Here is a 16,638-nt window from a genome sequence, read left to right as displayed (position 1 = left end):
GCGTCAGTCCTCCAGCCGCGCCGGGAGGTCCGCGACGACGCGGAAGCCGCCGTCCGGCGTGTCCGTGGCCCGCAACGACCCGCCCAGCAGCACCGCCCGCTCGGCCATCCCGGCGATCCCCGCGCCGGCCGCCGCCCGCGCACCCGCCCCCGTGCCGTCGTCGGACACGGTGAGGCGCAACCGTCCGTCCGCGACGGCGAGCCGCACGAGCGCGGACCGTGCGCCCGAGTGACGGAGCACGTTCGTCAGCGACTCCTGGACGATCCGGTAGGCCGCGGCGTCGACCGTCGCGTCGATCGAGCCCGCCGGGACGTCGACCCGGGTCGAGACCCGGACCCCGCTGGCCCGCACCGGTTCGACCAGCGCGGCCAGACCCGCCGGCCCGGTCGCCGCGGGCAGCGTGTCACGGTGCGTGACCTGCGCCGTCGGAGCGGGCACGTCGGTGTGGTGCAGCGGTCGGCGCAGCACCCGCACCGTTGCGCGCAGCTCGTGCAGGGTGCCCGACGTCGCGTCGCGGACGTGACGCAGCGCCGTGCGGACGGCGTCGTCGTCGCGCCCCACGGCCTCCGTGGCGACGCCGGTGTGCAGGGCGACGACGGACAGGTTGTGCCCGACGACGTCGTGCAGGTCGCGGGCGATGCGCATCCGCTCGTGCTGCAACCGCTGGTCGGCAGCCCGAGCCTGCTCGGCCGCCGTCAGGGCACGGACCTCCTCCGTGTGCGCCCGGGCCTCGCCGGTCAGCCGCACCGCGACCCCCAGGGCGACGGCGGCCGCGACGAGCGCCACGTTGGTGACCAGGTCGTAGACCGTCAGCGCGGCCGACGGGTCGTCGTCGTCCGTCACGCGGAAGAACGTCGCCACGACGATGAGGACGGCGCCCGCGCCGACCGCCCAACGGGTGCGACCCTGCCCGGCGGCGGCGTAGAGGGCCGCGACCGCGGGCAGCGCCATGCCGATCGGGGCGAAGCCGAGCGCGTAGTAGGCGAAGACGGCCAGGACCGTCGCCACCAGCATCAGCACCGGGGCACGACGGCGGAGCAGGACCAGCGCACCGAACCCGGCGGCGAAGAGGTACGCGACCGGCCCGTGCTCGTCGAGCCCGCCCACTGCTGCGCCGCGCGCCGGCGACCCGGCGCCGTCGGCCGCGACGACGACGGCGATCACCAGCGCCGTCGCGAGCGCCAGCACGACGTCCGGCACCCACGGCGACGGCGCGGTGGCACGCGCACCGGCGTCGTCGTCGACTGCGCGGGCGATCCTGGGCACGAGCCCCAGCGTAGGTCGGCGGGGCACGGCTCGCCCTTCCCCCCGGGGCTGCTCAGGGGTTCTCAGGGTGAGGTGTCGCCCCGGGGCGACACCAGGTGACGCTCCCGGGCCGATGTGGGCGGGCGGGTGTGCCCGGGAGCGTAGGACGCATGACAGCACAGCACCCTTCCCAGCACTCCACGCGGCCGACCGAGGGCGTCCGATGGCCCCTCGTCGCCGGTCTCGCCGCGATGGCCCTCCTCTGGCCGCTCACCGGGCTCCTCGGCGTCGGCTCGGGGCCGGGGCGCGCGTTCGCCATCATCGGGATCACCGCGGTGGTGTGGATCGGCGTGGTCGGTTTCGGCCGGGTCGCCCGCCCCGTGCTCACCCTCACCCTCACCGGCGTCGCCTTCGGGATCGTCGCCACCGTGACGTCGATGCTCCTCGGCGGGCCGGGCATGCTCGGCGACGGCGCCGCCCCGTGGACCGTGGTCCCGGCGCTCGCGATGGACGCCTTCTGGGGCTTCGTCGCCGGCCTGCTCGCGCTCGCGGTCCAGCGTGCACTGGCCGGGTCGGGCCGATGACCGCACGACGCTGCGGGTGCGCGACACGCCGCTACGTCGCCCGGGGTCACGGCGTGTCGTGCACCCACAGCGTCGGGGTGGTGGCAGCGGTCCTTCTCGCCGCTGGGTGCGGCGCGATCCCCGGCTCGGTGACTTCGGTGGACGACGTCGCGTTCGACCAGCGGCTCGCAATTCCGCCCCTCGCGGAGTCCGAGGTGGTCGACGGCGTGCGCACGTTCTCGCTGACCGCGCAGGAGGGGACGACGTCGTTCGCGCCGGCCATCGACGGCGAGACCGAGACCTGGGGCTTCGACGGGGCGCACCTCGGCCCGACGCTGCGGGCAGAACGCGGCGAGCGGGTCGCGGTCGACGTCGCCAACGACCTGGGCGAGGCCACCAGCGTGCACTGGCACGGCATGCACCTGCCGGCCGCGATGGACGGCGGGCCGCACCAGGAGATCGAACCCGGCGGCACCTGGCACCCCACCTGGGAGATCGACCAGGCCGGTGCCACGCTCTGGTACCACCCGCACCCGCACGGCGAGACGGAGGAGCACGTCTACCGCGGCCTGGCCGGGATGTTCATCCTCGACGACGACGCGACCCGGGCGGCAGACCTCCCGTCCGAGTACGGCGTCGACGACGTCCCCGTGATCGTCCAGGACAAGGTGTTCGACGACGAGGGGCAGCTCGAGCTGACCGACGACGGCGGGGAGCCGGGCACGCTCGGCAGCGTGGTCATGGCGAACGGCACCGTGGGCGCCTACCAGGAGGTGACGACCGAGCGCGTGCGGCTGCGGCTGCTCAACGGCTCGACCGCGCGGAGCTACACCTTCGGGTTCCCGGATCGCCCGTTCGACCTCGTCGCCACCGACGGCGGTCTGCTGGAGGCGCCGCTGGAGCTCGACCACGTGCGGCTCGCGCCCGGCGAGCGGGCCGAGGTGGTGGTGGAGATGGAGCCGGGGGAGACAACCCGGCTGGCCTCCACCGACACGGACCTCGGGAGCGTGGCCGCACCGTTCGCGATGGGCGGCAACGACGCGTTCGACGTCCTCGAGCTCCGGGCCGCCGGCGAGCTCGCGCCGTCCCCGGAGCCCGCGTGGGAGCCGTCGCGGCACGCGGAGGCGGACGCCCTCGACCCGGCCGCGGCGACCGTGACCCGCACCTTCGAGCTCGACGAACGCCGTATCAACGGCGAGCGGATGGACATGGGCCGCATCGACGAGGTCGCGACCGTCGGGGACACCGAGGTCTGGGAGGTGCGCAGCACCGTGCCGATGCCGCACAGCTTCCACGTCCATGACGTGCAGTTCCGCGTCCTGTCGATCGACGGCGACGCGCCGCCGCCCGAGCTCGCCGCGCTGAAGGACACCGTCTATCTGGAGCCGCGACGCACCTACCGGCTGCTCCTCCGGTTCGAGGACTACACCGACGAGGCGGTGCCGTACATGTACCACTGCCACATGTTGCGCCACGAGGACGAGGGGATGATGGGTCAGTTCCTCGTCGTGGCACCCGGGTCCGAGGCGAGGCCCGGTCCCGTCCGTGGCAGCCACTGATCCCCACCCACAGCGGGGAGCTGGGGCTGGGTGGCATCATCGCGGCGTGCCCCGACTGAGCAGCCCCGACCTCGACCTCGCGGCGCTCGCCGCCGCGGTGCAGCCCCGACCTCGACGTGCCCGTCGTCGGAGCACGGCTCCGGCAGTGGGAGCGGCGACGCGCCGGCCGTCCGCCAGGTCTATGCCGACCCGGCCGTCCAGCACTGGCACCGCGTAGCGACCAAGGCCGGCTTCCACGCCGAGGCGACGCTGCGCGCGTCGGTGCTGCACGTCGACGGGTGGCACGACATGCACCAGCACGCGCGGTTCGCCGTCCACTGACCCCGACCCGCTCGCTGTGGGTGCACGACACGCCGCTGGCCCGGGCGCCGTGGCGCCGTGTCGTGCACCCACAGCGGGGGCGCCCTGTCAGGACAGCGAGCGGATCCGCACGTCGCGGAAGGACACGACGTCGGGCGCCGAGCCGTGCGCCTGCAGCCCGACGTACCCGCTCAGGCCACGGCTGCTGGAGTCCGGGTCGTTCGGCCGACCGGGGAACGGCAGCCCGGGCACGTTCTCGAACTCGTTGATGACCACGCCGTTGCGGAGGACCGTGTAGTGCTGGCCGACGACGCGGATCTCGAGGTCGTTCCACGTGCCCTTCGGCGTCGGCATGGCCTGAGCGAGGTCCAGGTCGGCGAAGCCATAGATCGACCCGGTCTTGCGGGGGTCGTTGGACCCGGTCTCGGGTGAGTCGTTGATCTGGATCTCGTGACCGCAGTTGACCGCGATCCACGACAGGTTGCCGGTCTCGCTGCCGTTGAACGTCGTCGGGCACCCCTCGACCGGACGCCACAGCTCGGGGAACCGCACCTGCACCCCGCTGTTCCCGCGCAGGTCGCCCGGGGCGTCGTCGCGGAACTTCAGCCGGAGCGAGAAGTCCGTGTACTCCTCGTGCGGGTACCAGAGCGTCCCGAAGCCGCCGTCGGCTCCCACGCGGCTGCGGATCGACCCGTCGTCGACGTGGTCGAACCCGCCGTCGCCGGCGTAAGCCCAGGCGGCGAACGACTCCTGCGTCCCGTCGAACAGCGGCTCGTACCCGGTGACCGTGCCGACCTCGGACCGCGCGGCGGCCGAGGTGAGCGTGCGGGCGTCGGTGCGCGAGAGCTCGCCGTCGGCGACGAGGTCCTTGCTGACCTGCGTCACGTGTGCCACGAACCGTCCGTGGTTCTCCCACGCGCGCTCGTCGTCGAGCACGTCGTTGAGAGTGCAGCCGCCGGCGAGCGTCGCGTTCTCGACACCGGTGTCGGCGTCGAGGAAGACGACCGTCGGCCGGGAGTCCGGGGCGGTGCACGTCGGGTCGTCGTCCGCCGTGGGTGGTGCCGCACAGGCGGGGGCGGCCAGGCCGAACGTGGCGAGGACGGCGGCGGCCGTGACGGACAGCCGCGCGACCGTCGAGCGGGTGGGGTGGGCGATCGACATCGTTGTCTCCTCCGTGGTGAGCGCACCGCTCGGGAGTGCGAACGAGCCCCGAGCAACCGTGCTTCGCACCCTAGGTGCTCCGGGGCGCCCGCGCACGGAGCACCGGCCGCTTCCCCCGACCGTGGGACCGGTCCGGCGGATCCGCCCGGACCTTGGCGGCGACCTGGGCGACCAGCGCGTCGACGTGCAGCTCGGCGGGGACGGCGGAATCGTCCGGGGCGAGCGTCGCGAGCAGGACCACGGTCCCGGAGACCGCCGTCATCACCACGGTGACGCGTTGCCGAGCACCTGTCTCCGGGTCGGTCTCCAGGGCGGTGAAGCCGGCATAGCCCTTCTGGCCGGTGGACCGGTCGCGTTCGCCGTAGTCCTGCCAGCCAGGCGCCAGCCAGCCCCCGTCACCGCGGGTGTGCTCCCCGATCCGGCGCAGGGAGGTCAGCTCGACCCCGGCCGCCGCGGCGTGGTCCAGCACCCGGGCCGGCCAGTGGTCGCCCGTGAGCGACCCGGCGTAGATCTTGCCGACGGGGTGCGGCGCCGGGTCCCGGGCGTCCGGGGTGAAGACGCTGGTGTAGACCGACACCGACCCGTGACGCGCACCGGAGACGGCGGTGACGACGTCGGCACCCCCGTCCGGGGACAGGCCGCGCGTCAGGAAGTGGCTGCCGAGGTAGTGCAGGCCGGGCAGCAGGTGCGGGACCGGCTCGTGCGGTGCGGACGGCCCGATCCAGGCGGGGTCGACGGCGATCTCCTCGGCGCCCGACGGCAGGTCCGCCACCGTCAGGGCCCAGTCGCCGGGATGCCATCGTTCGCGCAGCGCCTGCTGGATGGTTCCGCCCCAGGTCAGCGCCCCGAGCACGAGGGCGAAGAGTGCCGCGGTGGCGGCGGGTACGACGACCTCGCCCCGCCACGCGCCGCGCGGCCGTCGGAACGTCGGACTGCTCACGTCAGCTCTCCCAGCTCGCGTCGGAGGTCGGCGTTGAGGGCGTAGGTGCTGTCGAACACGCCCTGCATGTTGTCGGAGTCCGGCGCGAGCCGTTCGGTGGCGCGCTCGACCTCGTCGTCGGGGACACCCTGCGCGGTGAGCTGTTCGCCGATCGCCTCGTGGAAGCGCGCCGTCACCCACTCCCGCACGTCCGGTTCGCTCGCGAGCACCTGCTCGCGAGCGTCCGCGACGCCGTCGGGCAGCAGAGGAGGCAGCAGTGCGCTCGCGCCCGTCGCCGCGAGCGAGGTGCCGGCCCTTGCGGGCGTGGTCGCGAGACTCAGACCGGAGGTGAACCAGGTGGCGGTCGCCTCCGCGGCGTCGCGCTCGGCGCGGGCGAGCATGATCGGACCCGAGCTGACCGCTCCGAGGACCGCCGCCCCGTCGCGGGTGGCACCCTCGGCGAGCGCCTCGGCGTCGGCGCTGCCGCGCCCCTCGGCCGTCACCTCGACGACGGCGTCGTCCAGGTACGTGTCGACCCGGTCCAGCCAGACGCTCGCGGAGACGTCGGTCGCCGACGTCGCGGCGATGACGTCCCGGAACGCGAAGGCGTCCAGGTGCGGTTGGACGAGCTCGGCGTGCTCCCCGGTGCCCTCGGCGAGCTGGGGGGTCCCCAGCAGGCCGGGCTCCGGCCGGTCCGTCCCGTGCGTCTGCCACTGCACGGCGTCACCGGCCGAGACCAGGTACGGCGCGTAGGCGTCGGCGACGTTTCGGCTCGCCACGTCCGAGACCGGGTAGGGGCCGGCCAGCAGGCCGTCCGGCGCGACGAGCTCCTGGGTCGCGGCCGAGGAGAGCAGCGCGGCCCGGCGCTGCCGGTCGATGTCGTCGGTCCGGGTCCCCGCGCCGACCGCGGCGGCGAGCAGGCCGGTGACCGCGGCTCCGCCGTCCGGCCAGCCGTCGGTCGGTGTCGTGCCGAACCAGACGTGGGCTCGTGCCAGGGTCTCGTCACCGCCGCGCGGGGCCAGCTGTTGCAGCGCCGCGTCCGGGTCGGCGGCCAGACCGTCGGCGATCGCGACCGTCAGCAGCCCCGTGGCGACCAGGTCGGCCTCGACGCCGTCGGTCTGCTGACGACGTTCGACCAGCGCGTCGGCGGCACCTGCGTGCAGCGCGACCGGCAGGGGCGGCGCCAGGAGGGCCGCGGCCAGGTCCGCGCGGTCGCCGAGCTCGACGAACGAGTCCGGCAGCTCGTCCACCAGCGAGTGGCCGAACGTCTCCAGCTCGGTCGGCGAGGCGCTGCGCGCCCAGGACCGGAGCCCGTCGCGCAGGGCGGTCTCGACGTCGTCGTCGACGGGCGTCACCCGGATCGCGGCGTAGAGCTCGGCCGGTGTGACACCTTCCCAGAAGGCGGTCCACAGGGCGGGGTCGTCGCCGGCGGCGCGGAGCGCGGCGAAGAGGTCGGCCCGGGCGGCGTCGTGCGCCTCGCGGGGACCGTCCGGCGAGACATGGCGGACGAGCCCGGCCAGCTCCTGACCGCGGTGCCAGGAGTCGGCGAAGGTCTGCGGGTCGGTGCCGGCGGATGCCGCGAGGCGCACGGCACGGACGTGCGCGAGCCCCGCCAGCCGCGGCGCCGCCTGTCGTGAGGCGGTCTCCTTCGCGTCCCGGGCCCGGCGCCACCGCGCCTCGGCGGCGGTGACGTCGGCGTTCGCCCGCTCCGCGCGCTCGCGAGCGAGCCAGACGAGGTGCACACCGTCGGGGTGCCGAGGATCGAGAGGGTCGCCGACGATGCGCCAGGCGGTCGCCTCGTCGTCCGCGGCGCGCTCCGCGCGGAGGAGGGCCTCGTCGCGGGCCGTGATCGCCCCCCGCGCGTCCTGCTGCTCACCGCCGAGGGAGCGGGCGCGGCCGGCGAGCGCCCGCGATGACGCGTCGAGCACGTCGGCGCACAGCTCGGCCTCGGCGCGGAGCTCCGCGAGGAGCTGCCGGGCCGCGTCCACCGCCGCGGACCGGTGCCCCTCCAGGGCGCGCTCGATCCTGGCGAGCCCCGCACGGGTCTCGACCAGCGCCGAGGCAGCGCGGGCCGCCGTCGACGACAGCTGGTCGAGCTCACCGGGTGACCCGTTGAGCGGCAGGAACTCCTCGTCGTGCATCAGCGAGCCCTGTCCGCGCCCGTGACGGCGCCGGCCAGTCCCTGCGCCGTGACCGTCTCCGCCACCTCGAAGGTCGCGGCCGCCCGGCTCATCCGGTCCGCGTGCGTCTCGAGGGTCGCGACGAGGGTGCGGTGCACGGGGGTCCAGGCGTCGAGCAACGCACGGATCGACTCGGCGAGCACCGGCTCGCCCGCGGCGTGCCCGGCGCGCGGAGCACCGACGTGCTCCGCGCTGGCACCGGACAGCAGGCTCGTGGCGTCCCGTGCGCGGGCCGCCAGCGCGGCGAGGTCGGCGGGATCGAGGTCGAGTCGGGGCATGTCCACGGACGCTAGCCGGGAGGCCGGCACGACCGGTGCGGTCGCCCACAGGCCTGTGGACGAGCGCACTCGCCGGAGGACCGCAGTCGGTGCCGGTCAGTCCCACCACAGGCGGTACCAGTGGTCGGCGTCGGCACCGCCGTCCGGCGCTGGTCCGGAGCCACCGCCGGGACCGTCGCGCAGTCCCCACCCCCACCAGGGGACGACCTCGTGGGGCGGGACGGCGGCGTCGTCCACGCCCAGCCCCACCACGAACCGGTAGAGCTCGTCGCACTGGCACCCGGGGCTGTGGTGCCCGCCCACGGCGAACTCGTGGTCGCACCGCACCAGCACCCCCTCGACGGTGATCCGCTCGTCGCACCGACCGGGCCCCACCACGTAGCCGTGGGCGCGCAGACGGTCGGGGTGCGCGACGACGGCACCGAGCACTGCGCCGATCGTCGGTCCGTCGTTCTGCCGCTCGCGGGCGAGGTAGTCGGCGGGCAGGCGCTGCATCAGGTCGGCGGCGACCCCGGCGTCCAGGTCGACGAAACGGTAGAACGACGACGCGCCCAGCGCGTCCGGCACGAGCACCGGTTCGAGGGCGTCGTCGAGCCCTGCGCGACGCATCCACCCGTGCCGGTCGTCGCACCAGAAGTGGGTCGCGGACGCCGCCGTGGCCCGGTGCTCCTCGAGCTGCCAGGCGGTGGTCAGGTCGACGGGCTCGGGCGAGGTGAACCGGTGGCGGGGCAGGACGGGTCGGTCGGACGGTGCGGCGGGTGCTGGCACAGGATCCTCCACGGGGCGGGCGGGCGGGTGACGGACGGCCACCGTCGCGCGGACCGCCCGACCGCCGTCGTGCGGGGGACCGGACCTGTGGAAACCTGGAAAGGTGGTCGGCCGCGGCGTGTTGCGCCACGGGAGAACGACCGTGACAACGAGCCCAGGAAGGCGCATCCTCGACACTGATGAGCGACACCACCATGCGGCCCGAGCCGCGTACCTACCCGCAGACCCCGACGGACGAACCGGTCAGCGACGAGATCCTGGTGGTCCATCTCAAGCGCGGCGGCGACGTGCGGAGCGAGTACTTCCGGCCGCCCGAGCTGGTGAGCCACGACGTCGGCGACGGCGTGCTCGCCGTCACCCTCGCCCCGGACGGCGAGAACCCCGGCCGGACACGCCACTTCCCCCTGACGGAGATCGCCGAGTACGTCCTCGAGGCGCCGAGCGCGGCCTACGAGGCGGCGTTCGACGCGTGGACCCAGGCCACGTTCGGCGTCGACGCCGGCACCTACCGCTCGATGCGTGACACCACCAAGGGCGTCACCATGGCCGAGAACATGCGCCGCCAGATCGCCGAGGGGCTCGGCGTCGACCCCGACGCCGTGCACTTCGGCGGGTCCTTCACCATCGACGACGACGAGGACTGGGAAGGCTCGCCCGACGACGAGTAGCGATGAGTTCGGGGCCGCCCGCCCGTCTACCCGGCATGACGACCGAGTCCCGCAGCCTGGACGTACCAGGCGCCGTCCTGACCTACGACATCCACCTGCCGGAGCGTGACGGCGGCTGTCCGCCGCTGTTCGTGCTCGGCAACCCGATGGAGGCGGACGGCTTCGCCCAGCTCGTCGCCGAGGTCGGCGACCGCGCGGTGGTCACCTACGACCCGCGTGGCACCGCACGGTCCACCTTCGAGGACGCCGCCGGCGTGGGCGTCGAGGACCACGCGGCGGACCTGCACGCCGTCGCCCGGGCGGTGGACCGGGGGCCGTTCGACGTCCTCGGGTCCTCCGGCGGTGGCGTCACGGCGCTGGCCTGGGCGGTGGCCCACCCCGAGGACGTGCGGTGCCTCGTCTCCCACGAGCCGCCGCTGACCTCGCTGCTGGAGGACCGGGACGTCGCCGTCCGCGCCCAGGCGGACATCGTGGCGACCTACGACGCCTCCGGGTTCGGGCCGGCGATGGCGAAGTTCCTGCGGCTGATCTTCCAGACGGAGCCGCTCACGGAGGAGTTCCTGGCCCAGCCGGACCCCGACCCCGCGCAGTTCGGCCTGCCGGCCGAGGACGACGGCCGCCGGGACGACCTCATGCTCGGCCGGTCCCTGGCCACGATGCCGCTGTGGGAGCCCCCGCTGGACGTGCTGCGGGAGCGCCGGTCCGACGGCGGGCCGCGGGTGCTGCCCGCCGTCGGCGCGGCCTCTCCGCCCGGTGCGCTCGCCACCCGCGGTGCCACCGCGCTCGCCGAGGCGCTCGGCACCCGCCCGGTCGTGTTCCCCGGGGACCACGGCGGGTTCGCACGCACGGAGTGGAACCCGGACAACGACCCGGCGGCGTTCTGGGCGCGGCTGCGCGAGGTCCTCGCTTGCTGACGTCCCGGGGTGTCTCGTGTGGCTCGGCGTGGAGCCGGTCGATCACCGTGCGGACGTCCTCGACGAGCGCGGCGGCGAGGTCCGCCGTGAACGCCTCGCGGACGACGATGCGCAGCACCGCGACGTCCTGGGCGTCGGCGGGCATCGTGGACGCCGGCATCCGCCAGCCGAAGCGGCGCAGCTCGTCGGAGACGCGGAAGACCGTGAACGGTGAGCTGCACGGCGGTGTCGCGCAGCTGTTCCACGATCTTGGTGTAGCCGTCGCGCCCGAGCCGGACGAAGTTGTCGTACTGCGCGATCACCTGGTTCCCCGGCGGGAGAAGTTCAGGGTGAACGTCGGCATGTCGCCACCCAGGTAGTTCACGGGGAAGACGAGGTCCTCGGGCAGGTCGTCTGCCCCTCGCCACCCCACGAACCCCACGCCGGGGAGGTCAGGCCGTACTTGTGGCCGGAGACGTTGATCGACCTCACCTGGGGCAGCGGCGTCGGTACGGCGTCGACGCCAGCGCCACTTCATCGCCAGCCCGCCCAGCATGACGGCCTCGCTCGACCCGATCGTGGAGACGGATCATCACGGACTCCGAACCTGCGCGGACTGTTCGTGTGCACCCTGCACCCGCGCGGTGCGACCCGCGACCCGGACCGGATGCGGGATCATGGGTCCCCCGACGTCGAGACCCACAGGAGGTGGCCGAGGCATGACCGCGATCGTGGTCGTCGGCTCCGTCAACGCCGACCTCGTCACGCGCGTCCCCGCGCACCCCGCACCCGGGGAGACCGTGCTGGCCGACGGCATGACCGTGCTGCCCGGCGGCAAGGGCGCGAACCAGGCCGTGGTCGCCGCCCGCCTCGGCGGTGACGTCGCTCTCGTCGGCGCGGTCGGCACGGACGCGTTCGCCGCCGCCGCGCTCCCCGGGCTGCGCCGTGCGGGGGTCGACCTGGCCGCGGTCGCGACGGTGCCCGGCCCCTCCGGCGTCGCACTCGTCTGCGTCGACGACGACGGCGAGAACGCCATCGTCGTCGTCCCCGGGGCGAACGGGTCGGTCGACGCGGCCGCCGTGGAACGTCACGCCGAGCTCGTCGCGGACGCCGCCGTCGTCGTCGTGCAGGGCGAGATCCCCGTGGCCGGGACCGACGCCGCCGCACGCGCCGCGACCGGCCGGCTGCTGCTCAACCTCGCCCCCGTCGTGCCGGTCGGCCGCGAGACGCTGGCGCTCGCCGACCCTCTGGTGGTCAACGCGGGCGAGGCGTGGCGGCTGCTCACCGAGGCGGGGCGCCCCGTCCCCGAGGGCGAGCCCTTCGCCGTCGTGGCCGGGCTGCGCGACCTCGGGCCGCGCTCGGTCGTGATGACCCTGGGCGGCGCCGGCGCCGTGGTCCTGGACGGGGACGACGACGGACCGGTCGTCGTGCCGTCGCCGACGGTGGACGCCGTGGACACCACGGGCGCTGGTGACGCGTTCGTCGGTGCGCTGGCCTGGGGGCTCGCCGGTGGCGAACCGCTGGTGGACGCGGTGCGCACGGCGGTACGGGTCGGGGCGTTCTCCGTGACCGCGCACGGCGCCCAGCCGTCGTTCCCGACGGCGACCGACACGTTGCCGGGCTGAGGTCCGCCGCGTCGGGCGGTGGCGACGACGGCCACCGCCCCGGTCAGCCGCCCGGGGTCACCGCACCGTCGATGAGGTCGACGAGGTACTCCTCCTCGTCGCCGGCGGACGTGAGCACGGAGACCTTCCAGTGAGCCACTCCGCCGTCCGTCTCGAGCTCGGCGTCCTCCAGCGTGCCGCCGGACTCGCCGACGACCCGCTGGATCGCCTCGGGCAGCCCGACGCTCGCGGCGTCGAGGGCCGCCCGGTCGTCGTCGTCCAGGTCATCCGTCTCGGTGCCGAGGACCTGCCCACCGGTGCCGTCGACGGAGGCCACGACGGTCTCGTCGCCCAGTGCGACGTCGACCTCCCACGACGACCCCTCGTCGTCGTCGCCGATCGCGTAGGCGGCGCCCTCGACCTCTGCCTCGGCGGTCGCGACGGCGGCGAGCGCGGTCGTCGTGCGGTCACCGAGCGCTTCGGACCCTGCGTCGGACCCGCCGCCGTCGTCCGTGCCGGCACCGCCGTCGGCACCGTCGTCGTCCTCGCCGGCCGCGTCACCGGTCGCGGCGTCCGCCTCGTCCGTGGGGTCCGCGGAGGCCGACCCCGGGTCGACGGGGGTCTCGGCCGTCGGCGGGTCGTCCGAGCAGGCGGTCAGCGTGAGGCCGAGCATCAGGGCGAGGGCGATCCCGGCCGGCCGGGTGCGTCGGAGCGTCATGGGGCCATCGTGGCGGTCTTGCGACGTCGACGCACACCCGTCTGAGGTGCGGCCGGTCCCGGCACTTCGGCGGGATACTGGTCCCATGACCACGGCTGGGCACCCGCTGGAGCGGTTGCGTGCGCGGGTCGGCGACGCGCTCTTCCTCAAGGTCGCCGGCCCGGACGGTCATGCCGCTCGGGACCGGATCCACCTCACGCCGGGTCCGCGGTGGTTCGCTGCGGGAAGCCCGGTCCGGCGGGTGCACGCCGACACCGCGACGTTCGTCGGCGGCCTGCGAGCCTTGCTCCTGCAGTCGCTGCACCCGCTCGCGATGGCGGGGGTCGCCGGTCACTCCGGCTACCGGGGAGACCCGTGGGGCCGCCTGGCCCGGACGTCGACGTTCCTGGCCACCACGACGTTCGCCACGGCCGACGACGCCCAGGCGATGATCGACCGGGTGCGGGCGGTGCACGAGCGCGTGCGGGGCAAGGCTCCTGACGGACGCCCGTACCGCGCGAGCGACCCGCACCTGCTGTCCTGGGTGCACGTCGCCGAGGCGGACTCGTTCCTGGCGGCCCACCAGCGCTACGGCGAGCGCCCGCTGACGCCGGCCGAGGCCGACGAGTACGTCGCCCAGTCGGGGCGGGTCGCCCGGGCGCTCGGCGCCGTCGTCGTCCCGGAGACGGTGGCCGAGCTGCGGGACGTCCTGGACGCGTACCGGCCGGAGCTGGTGGCGGGCCCGGAAGCGCTCGACACCGCGCGGTTCCTGCTGCGGGAGCCGCCGCTGCCCTGGCCGGTCCGACCGCCGTACCGGTTGCTGGCCGCCGGTGCGGTCTCGCTCCTGCCGGTCTGGGCGCGTGACGAGCTGGGTCTCGGTGGCTGGTTCGACCGCACCTGCGGTGGGCCCGCGGGATCGCTCGCCGTGCGCGCGATCCGGTGGGGTCTGGGACCGGCCGAGAGCCGGGACCGCTGGGGCGAGAACGCCTGAGCAGGCTCGCTCGCGTCTCACCATGTGGGATGCGTCGCGGTGCGGCCGTGCGCGCCGCGACGGCCCGCCGGCAGGGTTACGGTGAAGTGGTCAGCACCGGTCGGGGGCTTCCTGACCGATGACGATCCGTCCCGGACGGGCATGCCGCTCCGCGCCGTCGCCGTCCGCCGCCGATGTCGACGACGGGCCGATGCCGTGTCCTCCTGCCCGCCGAGGCGCCGTGCGAAGGAGGGATGGCAGATGATGTTCGACGGCAAGGTGGCCCTGGTGACCGGCGGCGGCTCGGGTATCGGCGAGGCGATCAGCAAGGACCTGGCGCGGGCCGGGGCGAAGGTGGTCGTCACCGACATCAAGCTCGAGTCCGCCCAGCGCGTGGTGGACGAGATCGAGTCCCGCGGCGGGTCGGCCGCGGCCGTGCAGCAGGACACCGCGAGCAAGGGCGACGCGGAGAAGGTCGTCGCGTTCGCCACGGAGACCTTCGGCGGGCTGCACCTGGCGGTGAACAACGCCGGGATCGGTGGTCAGCAGGCGCCGGCGGGCGAGGTGGACCTGGACGACTGGGACCGCGTGATCGACATCAACCTCAACGGCGTCCTCTACGGCATGCGCGCCCAGATCCCGGCGATGCTGTCCCAGGGGGCCGCCGAGAGCGCGATCGTCAACATGGCTTCCATCCACGGCACCGTCGCGGCGATCAACAACGGTGCCTACACGGCGGCCAAGCACGGCGTCGTGGGGATCACCAAGAACGCCGCGGCCGAGTACGGCCCGCAGGGCCTGCGCATCAACGCCGTCGGCCCCGGGTACATCGAGACGCCGCTCGTCGAGTCCAGTCTTCCCGCGGAGGCGCGGCAGGCCCTGGAGGGCAAGCACGTCCTCGGGCGGCTGGGCGAGCCCGAGGAGGTCGCCACCGTGGTGCGGTTCCTGCTCTCCGGCGATGCCTCGTTCGTCACGGGCGCGTACTGGCTCGTGGACGGTGGCTACACCGCCGTCTGACGCCTGCGCGTCCACGAGCCCGCCCCGCCATCTCCCGTTCACCCAGGCGTCGCGCGATCGTCATCCGGTCGAAGCGTCGATGCCACACCGCCCCGCGAGGATCGGTGGACCCGGCCCGCAGGGATGCGGACGCCGGGTCGCCGACGTCGTGGGGAGGCGCCATGGGGACCGTCCGGGTCGAGAAGCGCAAGCCGTGCGGGAGCGTGCGCCGCACGTGGCGGACCGAGACGCTCGGTGCCGACGTGTGGGGCGACTGGTTCTCGGTGCCGGAGGACGGCGGGGTCCTGCTGCTGCCCGTGGCGGACCCGTGGGTCGCCTGGTTCCGCACCGACAGATCGCTCCGCGTGGACGTCGCCACCACCGTGGTGGCCGCCGCGCCGGTGAGCTCCTTCGTCGACCTGGACGTCGACGTCGAGCGGGACCCCGACGGCACGGTGCGGCTGCTCGACGCCGACGACCTGCTCGACCGCGCACCGACCTATCCCCGGGCGTGGGTGGAGCTGGCCTGGGAGGCGTGGCGCGACGTCGAGCGCGACGTCACGACCCGGGCGGAGCCCTTCGGGGCGGCGTCGGACCGCTGGCTCCAGCGTGCCGCCGACGCGGGGCAGCTGCCTCGGGACGCCGTCCCGGTCTGACCCGGCCCCGACGGCTCTCGCGCCGCGGGCGAACGGGCACGATGGGTGCCAGCCTGGGCCGATGGCCGAACGTCAACGCTCGGTGTCGGCCCTGTGGGGCGACCGGCTGGGCCGTCCCGCGACGCGAGCGGCGCAGGTGCTGCTGCTCCTCGCGCTGGTCGCCCGCGTCGTCTTCGCGCTGACGCGGCTGTCTCTGCTCGTCATCCCGCTGCTCATCGCGCTGATCCTCGCCGCGGCCCTGGCCCCGCTGGTGCGGTTCCTCAAGGACCGGGGTGGCCCCTGCTGCTCGCGACCTGGGCCACGCTGCTCGGCGGGCTCGTCCTCCTGTCCCTGGTGCTGTGGCTGGTCGGCAACCAGTTCGGCGACGAGTGGCCGACGCTGGTCGAGGAGGCGGGCCGGGGTGTGGAAGAGCTCGAGCAGATCGTCACCGGACCGCTCGGCATCGGGCCCGACCAGCTCGAGTCGATCCGGCAGTCGGCCACGGAGGCGCTCACCAGCGACCGGGTGCAGTCCGGTGCGATCCGCGGTGCGACCGTCGCCGTCGAGCCGGTCGCCGGGCTGCTCCTCGGCCTGGTCGTGCTGTTCTTCCTGCTCAAGGACGGCCGGCGCATCTTCACGTTCTTCCTGACGCTGCTGGCCCGGAGACCCGGCGACGGGCCGTCCAGGTCGGGGACCGCTCGGTCGAGGTGCTCGGCGGGTACCTCCGGGGAACCGCCATCGTCGCGACGGTCGACGCGGTCGCCATCGGGATCGGGCTGCTCGTCGTCGGGGTGCCGCTCGCGCTGCCGCTGGCGGTGGTCGTGTTCCTCGGCGCCTTCGTCCCGCTGGTCGGTGCGGTCGTCGCCGGCGCCCTGGTGGCACTGGTCGCCCTGGTGACGAACGGGCCGGTGGCGGCGCTCGTCGTCGTCGCGATCGTGGTCGCCGTGAACCAGCTCGAGGGCGACCTGCTGGCCCCGCTCGTCATGGGCAAGGTCCTGTCGCTGCACCCCCTGGCGGTGCTGTCGGCCCTGACGGCCGGCACGATCCTCGCCGGGATCGTCGGCACCCTGCTGGCGGTCCCGATCGCGGCCGTCGCCTGGGCGGCGGTCAAGGAGTGGAACGCGACCGCGCCGCCGGGGGACGAGCTGGTGCCGAGCAGCCCGCCAGGACGACGGCTGAGGCCTTGCGGTTGACGCGGCGTC

17 protein-coding genes are annotated in these 16,638 nt (G+C 74.6%); 10 read left to right on the top strand and 7 right to left on the bottom strand.

All coding sequences use genetic code 11. The features are described from left to right. Nucleotides 1-3: 3 nt before the first annotated feature. Complete coding sequence (locus UQW22_RS04220; RefSeq protein WP_407319635.1) at nt 4-1,266, bottom strand: sensor histidine kinase; 1,263 nt, start codon at nt 1,264-1,266, stop codon at nt 4-6. 149 nt (nt 1,267-1,415) lie between these two features. Between UQW22_RS04220 and UQW22_RS04215 the strand changes: the two genes are divergently transcribed. Continuing rightward, the gene (locus tag UQW22_RS04215) at nt 1,416-1,829 is read left to right on the top strand and encodes a hypothetical protein (protein WP_407319634.1); all 414 of its coding nucleotides are present in this window, start codon (nt 1,416-1,418) and stop codon (nt 1,827-1,829) included. 80 nt (nt 1,830-1,909) lie between these two features. Then, nucleotides 1,910-3,367, top strand: a complete 1,458-nt coding sequence (locus UQW22_RS04210) for a multicopper oxidase family protein (protein ID WP_407319633.1) — start codon at nt 1,910-1,912, stop codon at nt 3,365-3,367. Nucleotides 3,368-3,775: 408 nt separating this feature from the next. Here UQW22_RS04210 and UQW22_RS04205 read toward each other — a convergent pair whose 3' ends face one another. The 5 genes from UQW22_RS04205 to UQW22_RS04185 form a co-directional block, all read right to left on the bottom strand. Continuing rightward, nucleotides 3,776-4,828 carry a DUF1080 domain-containing protein gene (locus tag UQW22_RS04205; RefSeq protein ID WP_407319632.1) on the bottom strand — a complete coding sequence of 351 codons (1,053 nt, stop codon included), beginning with the start codon at nt 4,826-4,828 and terminating at the stop codon, nt 3,776-3,778. Nucleotides 4,829-4,898: 70 nt separating this feature from the next. After that, nucleotides 4,899-5,768 carry a hypothetical protein gene (locus tag UQW22_RS04200; protein ID WP_407319631.1) on the bottom strand — a complete coding sequence of 290 codons (870 nt, stop codon included), beginning with the start codon at nt 5,766-5,768 and terminating at the stop codon, nt 4,899-4,901. After that, nucleotides 5,765-7,888, bottom strand: a complete 2,124-nt coding sequence (locus tag UQW22_RS04195; RefSeq protein ID WP_407319630.1) for a hypothetical protein — start codon at nt 7,886-7,888, stop codon at nt 5,765-5,767. Before UQW22_RS04195 ends, UQW22_RS04200 begins: the two co-directional genes overlap by 4 nt. Then, on the bottom strand, nt 7,888-8,205 hold the full coding sequence (locus tag UQW22_RS04190; RefSeq protein ID WP_407319629.1) for a hypothetical protein: 318 nt from the start codon (nt 8,203-8,205) through the stop codon (nt 7,888-7,890). The genes UQW22_RS04195 and UQW22_RS04190 overlap by 1 nt, the downstream gene beginning before the upstream one ends. 96 nt (nt 8,206-8,301) lie before the next feature. Beyond that, nucleotides 8,302-8,973 carry a hypothetical protein gene (locus UQW22_RS04185; RefSeq protein ID WP_407319628.1) on the bottom strand — a complete coding sequence of 224 codons (672 nt, stop codon included), beginning with the start codon at nt 8,971-8,973 and terminating at the stop codon, nt 8,302-8,304. 179 nt (nt 8,974-9,152) lie between these two features. Here UQW22_RS04185 and UQW22_RS04180 point away from each other — a divergent pair, with 179 nt between their 5' ends. The 4 genes from UQW22_RS04180 to UQW22_RS04165 all read left to right on the top strand — a co-directional run bounded on the left by UQW22_RS04180 (nt 9,153) and on the right by UQW22_RS04165 (nt 12,159). Further along, nucleotides 9,153-9,641, top strand: coding sequence for a hypothetical protein (locus UQW22_RS04180; protein ID WP_407319627.1), 489 nt, complete (start codon nt 9,153-9,155; stop codon nt 9,639-9,641). Between the two features lie 35 nt (nt 9,642-9,676). Further along, entirely contained in the window at nt 9,677-10,555 is an 879-nt protein-coding gene (locus UQW22_RS04175; protein ID WP_407319626.1) for an alpha/beta fold hydrolase, read from the top strand. Between the two features lie 86 nt (nt 10,556-10,641). Continuing rightward, nucleotides 10,642-10,914 carry a hypothetical protein gene (locus tag UQW22_RS04170; RefSeq protein ID WP_407319625.1) on the top strand — a complete coding sequence of 91 codons (273 nt, stop codon included), beginning with the start codon at nt 10,642-10,644 and terminating at the stop codon, nt 10,912-10,914. A 339-nt stretch (nt 10,915-11,253) separates the two neighbouring features. Next, nucleotides 11,254-12,159 carry a ribokinase gene (locus tag UQW22_RS04165; RefSeq protein ID WP_407319624.1) on the top strand — a complete coding sequence of 302 codons (906 nt, stop codon included), beginning with the start codon at nt 11,254-11,256 and terminating at the stop codon, nt 12,157-12,159. Between the two features lie 43 nt (nt 12,160-12,202). On the opposite strand, the gene UQW22_RS04160 is transcribed toward UQW22_RS04165, so the two are convergent. Continuing rightward, nucleotides 12,203-12,856 carry a PepSY domain-containing protein gene (locus tag UQW22_RS04160; RefSeq protein WP_407319623.1) on the bottom strand — a complete coding sequence of 218 codons (654 nt, stop codon included), beginning with the start codon at nt 12,854-12,856 and terminating at the stop codon, nt 12,203-12,205. Nucleotides 12,857-12,941: 85 nt separating this feature from the next. Between UQW22_RS04160 and UQW22_RS04155 the strand changes: the two genes are divergently transcribed. The 4 genes from UQW22_RS04155 to UQW22_RS04140 all read left to right on the top strand — a co-directional run bounded on the left by UQW22_RS04155 (nt 12,942) and on the right by UQW22_RS04140 (nt 16,629). Next, entirely contained in the window at nt 12,942-13,826 is an 885-nt protein-coding gene (locus tag UQW22_RS04155; RefSeq protein ID WP_407319622.1) for an oxygenase MpaB family protein, read from the top strand. 240 nt (nt 13,827-14,066) lie between these two features. Beyond that, a complete protein-coding gene (locus UQW22_RS04150; RefSeq protein ID WP_407319621.1) occupies nt 14,067-14,822 on the top strand; it encodes an SDR family NAD(P)-dependent oxidoreductase in 756 nt (251 codons plus the stop codon). Nucleotides 14,823-14,983: 161 nt separating this feature from the next. Next, nucleotides 14,984-15,457: a hypothetical protein gene (locus tag UQW22_RS04145; RefSeq protein WP_407319620.1), complete on the top strand. Its 474-nt coding sequence runs from the start codon at nt 14,984-14,986 to the stop codon at nt 15,455-15,457. A gap of 686 nt (nt 15,458-16,143) precedes the next feature. After that, nucleotides 16,144-16,629 (top strand): AI-2E family transporter, encoded by a 486-nt coding sequence (locus UQW22_RS04140; RefSeq protein ID WP_407319619.1) that lies wholly within the window; start codon nt 16,144-16,146, stop codon nt 16,627-16,629. Nucleotides 16,630-16,638 lie beyond the last annotated feature (9 nt).

The sequence above is a fragment of the Isoptericola halotolerans genome (genome assembly GCF_045689585.1).
GTDB classification, from domain to species: domain Bacteria; phylum Actinomycetota; class Actinomycetes; order Actinomycetales; family Cellulomonadaceae; genus Isoptericola; species Isoptericola halotolerans_B.
The sequence above is the reverse complement of the archived record's forward strand: the minus strand, read 5'-3'. Positions and strand labels throughout refer to the sequence as shown.